Origin of the sequence: Hyalangium sp., assembly GCF_035629615.1 — a bacterium.
In the GTDB taxonomy this organism is placed as follows: domain Bacteria; phylum Myxococcota; class Myxococcia; order Myxococcales; family Myxococcaceae; genus Hyalangium.
In genome coordinates, this window is the sequence record NZ_DASPHO010000524.1 from 1 (window position 1) to 5,661 (window position 5,661).

Here is a 5,661-nt window from a genome sequence, read left to right on the forward strand (position 1 = left end):
ACCACGGGCTTCTGGTTCGCGCGGGCCGCGGCCGTTCCTGCCACGTTGAAGACATGGCTGACGACGAGGTCCACGTCACGTGTCACCTCGAGGAGCCCGGGGACCATGGCGGCGAGATCGTCCTCGAGCAGCCGAGTGAACTGTCCCGCCTGCCTGGCGGGGTTCCGATCCCGGAAGGCCTCGGCGACCTCGGGGCCTGCCTTGTCGACCCAAGGCCGCCCCACGGTCGCGTACGTCAGCCCGAGCGCCCGCCCCCGCTCGGCGTAGCGATCGACGCTGGCGAACACCACCTCGTGCCCTGCCTGCCGCAGCCCGACGGCCAGGGCGAAATAGGGCTGGAAGTCCCCCTCCGAACCGAACGTCGTGACGCAGATGCGCATGCAAGCCTCCTGGACTTCGCGGCCCTCGCGCCTCAGGCCGGACGAACCTCCACTGCGCCGCCCGGCTCCACGGCCACCTTCACCGGCAGGAAGCGCTCGATGACGCGGGCGTGGGTCATCAGGTGCTCCGTCACCTGGGAAGTCGTGAAGCGCGTGGTGCCCGGTGAGGCAGGGCCCAGTCGGCCCGCGGCGAGCAGGGCCGCCGGCAGCAGGATCTGATCGCCGAGGTGCTCGTCGATGGCCCCCGCGGACTCCATGAAGCGCGCCACGGCCTCGGCGGCCTCGCGCCCGACCTCCTCCGCTGGCCGTCCCCGCTCGCCCACCGCGGCGAAGCCGGCGAAGGTGTTCTCGAACTGCGCCAGGATGAAGGTGACGCTCCCCGCCGAGCGGGTGACGGGCAGGGCCCGGTTCTGCGTGTGGCTGTAGAGCCCCCGCTCGCGCAGGGCCGCCTCGGCGGCGCGGGACTGGCGGTCGGCGATGGAGAAGGGCAGCCCGCCGATGAAGGTGCTGAGGGTGATGTCCTGCAGCATGCCGCGCGCTGGAAGATCCACCAGCCTGGGCGGCTCGCGCGGAGGAGCGATCTCCCCATGGAACTCGCCGTCACCCTCCGGGTAGAAGCCAGCGTGGGTCAGGCTGAGCGAGGCCTGCAGCCCGTAGGCATGCATCACCGGCAGCCAGACGTTGGCGAGGTAGTGGTAGCTGGGGCTGTGCGGCACGTGCGTCCCACCGCGGAGGGTGAGCACCCCGCCGCCCGCCAGGGCCAGCGGGAAGAAGAGGCACTGGAAGAGCAGCGGAGTGCTGCCGGCCGTGCCTACTTCCAGCACGTAGTCTCCCGGTCGCACGGGGCCTGAGGTGAAGGACAGCTCCGAGGCGCCCAGGGAGGCCCCCTCGCTGGTGCTCGAGCTGAGGGCCTCTGCGCCGCGCACGCAGGCCAGATGCTGGGGACGCAGGCCGGGGGGCTCCCTGCGCTCGCGCAGGCGGGTGATGTGGAACGGGCGGCCGGTGATGAGCGACAGCGAGAGCGCCGAGCGGAGGATCTGCCCTCCCCCCTCGCCTTCGCTGCCGTCAAGCTGCACCGGCCCCTCGTCGGGCCGGCTGGTGCCGGTCATGATGTCCCTTGCGGCGAGGCGTGAGGGCTCCAGCGTAGCAGAAGCACCTGGGGTACTGTCCGCGCTTCGTGACCGCCCTCGTCATCTTCCTGTTCACCTACGTCTTCATCGCCGGGGCCCGTCTTCCCTTCCTCAAGCTGGACCGGCCGGGGGGCGCACTGCTGGGCGCCGTGCTGATGGTGGTGTTCGGCGTCGTCACCCCCGCCGAGGTCTTCAACCACAGCGAGGAGCAGGCCCGTCACGCGGTAGACCTGGACACGATCATCCTGCTGCTGGGGATGATGCTGTTGGCGGCGTACCTGGCGCAGGCGGCCTTCTTCCGGACTGCGGGCGCGTACACGGTGCGACTGGCGCACACGCCCCGGCTGCTGTTGGCGGCGGTGACGGGCATCAGCGCCGTGCTGTCTGCCTTCCTCGTGAATGACACCGTGTGCCTGATGCTGGCGCCGCTGGTGCTGGCGGTGGTGGAGGACGCGCGCCTGCCTCCCGTGCCGTACCTGATGGCGGTGTGCATGGGCTCCAACAGCGGCTCGGTGGCCACCTTCACGGGCAACCCGCAGAACATGCTCATCCAGGGGGCCTCGGGGCTGTCCTACGCGAGCTTCGCTGCGTACATGGCCCTGCCGGCGATCCTGTCCACGGGCGTCGTCATCGCGCTGCTGCTGTACCTGTTCCGAAAGGAGCTGCCCTCGAAGCGCTTCGATCCGCACCCGCCTCCGCCTCCGGTGGATCGGCCGTTGCTGGCGATGACGGTGGCGGTGCTGGCCGTGGTGGTGGTGGCCTTCTTCGCGGGCTTCCCCATGAGCTGGACGGCGCTCGCGGGGGCGGCGGTGGTGATGGCCCTGGCCCGCCGCGAGCCTCGCTCCATCATGGAGCGGGTGGACTTCGTGCTGCTGCTGTTCTTCGCCAGCCTCTTTGTCGTGGTGTACGGGGTGAACAAGTACGGCTGGACGGGGGAGCTCCGGGCGCTGTTCTCCCCGCTGATGGCGGGGCCTCCGTGGCGGGAGACGCTGGGGTTCGCGGCGCTGACGCTGGTGGCCTCGAACCTCTTCAGCAACGTGCCGTTCGTGATGCTGGCGCGGACGTGGGTGCCCACACTGCAGGATCCGGAGCTGGGCTGGCACGTGCTGGCGCTGTGCTCCACGCTGGCGGGCAACCTCACGCTGATCGGCAGTGTGGCCAACCTCATCGTCTTCGAGGCCGCGCGCGACAAGGTGAAGGTGTCCTTCCTGGGCTACCTGCGCGTGGGCGTGCCAGTGACGCTCGCGAGCTTCATCGTGGGGCTCGCCGTGCTGCTGGCGGAGCACGCGCTGTTCTGAGGCCGAAGCCGCGGTATAGGCTGGGCTCTCGGGAGACGCGCTCATGCATCCAATGTTTCTGAAGGGGGTCGAGGCCCACCAGGGCGCCGGCCACTACGCGGAGATGATCCGCAGGGCCAGCGCGGCGGGCAGGCCCTTCCCTCGCATCTGGCACCTCTTCGCGTTCAAGCCGAGGGTGACGGGCCCGTTGTCCGTCTTCACCGAGGCCGTGATGCGTGGCCCCTCGCCCCTGCCGCCCGGCATGCGCGAGCTGATCGCCGCCTTCACCTCTCGGGGCAACCACTGCTTGTTTTGAACGCACTCTCACGCCGCGGTCGCGGCGAAGCTGCTGGGTGATGCGAAGAAGGTCGAGGCCATCCTCGAGAACCCCCACACCGCTCCCATTCCGGAAGCCGAGCGGGCCCTGTTCCTCTTCATCGAGAAGGTCAACCTCTCCCCCGCGAAGATCCGCCAGGAGGACATGGACGCAGTGAAGGCCACCGGCTGGTCAGACGAGGCCCTCTACGACGCCATCAACGTCTGCGCGCTGTTCAACTTCTACAACCGGTGGATCGATGCCAACGGCGTGGGCCACCACTCGGCCGAGCTCTATGCCATGAGCGGCGAGCGGCTGGCCCAGGGTGGCTACGCCGAGCCTGGCTCCGGCTAGGCCTGCGCCACTGCGACCTGGGGCGGTGCGAGCGGGAGGTCCAGCGTGGCGGTGGCGCCCTTGTCGGGGCCCTCGCTCTCCAGCGTCAGCCGGCCCCCCAGCAGCTGGGCCGCCAACGCGCTGGAGTGCAGGCCAATCCCCTGCCCGTCCTCGCGGGTGGTGAACCCCTGGCTGAACAGCCGTGGCTTCAGCTCCGGAGCGATCCCCACGCCGCTGTCTACCACCTGGATGCGAGCCCACTCGCCCCGCGCCGCCACCCGCACCGCCAGGCACCTGTTGCCCAGCGGCCCTTCCTCCAGCGCATGGCAGGCGTTGCTGAGCAGATTGAACAGGATCTGCAGCACCTTGTAGCGATCCACCTTCACTCGAGGCAGCGGTGACACCTCCCGAGTCACCTGGATGCTCGCGCGCTCCAGGGCTCCCTGCTGCAGCCGCAGTGCATCCTCGAGCAGCTCACCCATCTCGCACTCCTCCGGCATCAGCGTGGAGGTGGCATACGTCTGCTGCATCTGGATGATGGCGCGCACCCGGCTGACGTTCTTGTCCATGTCCTCCAGCGTGTTCTGGAGCGTCCCCTGCTCCTTGGCCAGCTCCGTGGTGAGGCTCGAGAGGTAGTCCACCAGGTGGTTGCCGCGGGGATCCTGCGCGAAGAAGCGCGGCAGATCCGCGCGGTGCTCCTCCATCAACGCCGCCACCTGCCTCATCCGGCTCAGCCGCGAGGAGGCGACAGCCTGGCGCATCATCCCCGTGTCCACGACGATGGTGGTGAGCGCGTTACCCACGTCGTGCAGCACGTTGGTGGCCACCTCCGCCATGCCGACCATGCGCGCTGTCTCCACCAGCTGGGACTGGGCCTTCGTCAGCTCCCGCGTCCGCTCCTCCACCCGTCGCTCCAGCTCCTCGTTGGCCTGACGGAGCGCGGCCTCGGCGCGATGCAGGTCCGTGTACAGGCGGGCATTCTCGATCGAGATGGCGGCCTGCGAGGCAATGTGGCCCAGCAGCTCCAGGCGCTCCCGGGAGAACGCCTCGGTGGTGAGGGAGTTCTCCAGGTAGAGCGCCCCATAGAACTCGTCCTTGCGGTGCAAGGGCAGGCAGAGCACGGAGCGGGCCTGCCGCCTCAGCAGCTCGGTGTCGCTCGAGAAGGTGTGAGGCTGGGACGTGTCGTCGATGAGGACGGGATCGCCAGTGCGCCGCACATAGGCCAGCAACGTCCAGGGAAGCGCTTCGTGCGGCTCGCGGGGCCGGGTCCCCGCGGCATCCGAGACGGCGACCACCTTCAAGAGCTCACCCTGTTTCAGCAGCAGCGCCCCGCGCTGAGCGCCCGCACTCTGCAGCGCCACCCCCATGAGCGTGGCGACCAGCTTGTCCAGGACGATCTCCCGGGAGACGGCCTGCTGGGCCTTCACCACGCTCAGCGCATCGAGCTGCGAGGGGGCCGTAGCGGTGCCCGTGCTCGCTTCGCGGGGAACCGCCACGCGCGGCCACCAGGCCTCCAGCTGCCGCATCTTCCCCTCGGCTCCCCACTGCCGGTAGGCCTCCCAGGCGTCGTGCGCGTAGGCACTCGCGGCCGTCCCCCACCCCCGCTCCTTCAAGAAGTGGGCGGCCAGCTCCGCGGCCAGGGCGGCGTGAGGGATGACGCCGTACTCACGGGCCGCCTGCATCGCCTTCTCGTAGGCCTGCATCGCCTCGTCGGTGTCTCCCATCACCCGCGCCAGCTCGCCGGCCACCATCCGCTCCGCGGCGAGGAAGTTCTCCGGGCAGAGCCGGGCCCAGACAGCCAGCTGCTGGTGGTGCCGCCGCAGGGCACCCAGGAGCTCCTCCCGCTGCGGTGGAGGCGCGCTCCGGAGGCAGGCTGCCAGACTCAACGCGCCATACAGCTCATAGTCGTACCGGGCGATGAGACCGCCGACGACCCTCAGATCTTTCTCGGCAGCTGCCAGCGCCTCGCGGGCCTCTTCAGGCGCTCCTCCGAGGAACCGCGCCTTCGCCTTGGCGATGAAATAGACGCAGGACATGAGCTGCGGTCCACGGCTCGCCAGCCGGGACTCGAACTCCGCCTCGGAGAAGCCGTCTCCGTCCAGGGACTTCAGCGACGAGGACAGCCCCCGCAGCTGCTGCACGTGGCGCTGGTAGATGGTGATGATGGAGCCAATGTCCTCGTAGCTGGCCTTGCGCGTGAACTCGAGCCGCGCCACGGACTCCCG

At 69.6% G+C, this 5,661-nt stretch carries 6 protein-coding genes; 3 read left to right on the forward strand and 3 right to left on the reverse strand.

Annotated features, from left to right (window positions below; all coding sequences use genetic code 11):
* Both VD972_RS26580 and rtcA read right to left on the reverse strand, forming a co-directional pair.
* On the reverse strand, window positions 1-380 hold a 380-nt coding region (locus tag VD972_RS26580), incomplete at its 3' end, for a glycosyltransferase (RefSeq protein WP_324991543.1).
* 32 nt (window positions 381-412) lie between these two features.
* Window positions 413-1,489, reverse strand: coding sequence for an RNA 3'-terminal phosphate cyclase (gene rtcA / locus VD972_RS26585; RefSeq protein ID WP_324991544.1), 1,077 nt, complete (start codon window positions 1,487-1,489; stop codon window positions 413-415).
* A gap of 68 nt (window positions 1,490-1,557) precedes the next feature.
* On the opposite strand from rtcA, the gene VD972_RS26590 reads away from it, so the two are divergent.
* The 3 genes from VD972_RS26590 (at window position 1,558) to VD972_RS26600 (ending at window position 3,457) form a co-directional block, all read left to right on the forward strand.
* Window positions 1,558-2,808, forward strand: a complete 1,251-nt coding sequence (locus VD972_RS26590) for an SLC13 family permease (RefSeq protein ID WP_324991545.1) — start codon at window positions 1,558-1,560, stop codon at window positions 2,806-2,808.
* A gap of 43 nt (window positions 2,809-2,851) precedes the next feature.
* Window positions 2,852-3,103 (forward strand): peroxidase, encoded by a 252-nt coding sequence (locus VD972_RS26595; protein ID WP_324991546.1) that lies wholly within the window; start codon window positions 2,852-2,854, stop codon window positions 3,101-3,103.
* Between the two features lie 165 nt (window positions 3,104-3,268).
* The gene (locus VD972_RS26600; RefSeq protein ID WP_324991547.1) at window positions 3,269-3,457 is read left to right on the forward strand and encodes a hypothetical protein; all 189 of its coding nucleotides are present in this window, start codon (window positions 3,269-3,271) and stop codon (window positions 3,455-3,457) included.
* Here the strand turns inward: VD972_RS26600 and VD972_RS26605 are convergent.
* On the reverse strand, window positions 3,454-5,661 hold a 2,208-nt coding region (locus VD972_RS26605; RefSeq protein WP_324991548.1), incomplete at its 5' end, for a GAF domain-containing sensor histidine kinase. The two genes, VD972_RS26600 and VD972_RS26605, sit on opposite strands and share 4 nt — an antisense overlap.

What these genes read in the sequence shown, in the direction of transcription:
- rtcA (WP_324991544.1), bottom strand. Translation starts at nt 1,489, where the DNA reads ATGACCGGCACCAGCCGGCCCGACGAGGGGCCGGTGCAGCTTGACGGC.
- VD972_RS26595 (WP_324991546.1), top strand. Translation starts at nt 2,852, where the DNA reads ATGCATCCAATGTTTCTGAAGGGGGTCGAGGCCCACCAGGGCGCCGGC.
- VD972_RS26600 (WP_324991547.1), top strand. Translation starts at nt 3,269, where the DNA reads ATGGACGCAGTGAAGGCCACCGGCTGGTCAGACGAGGCCCTCTACGAC.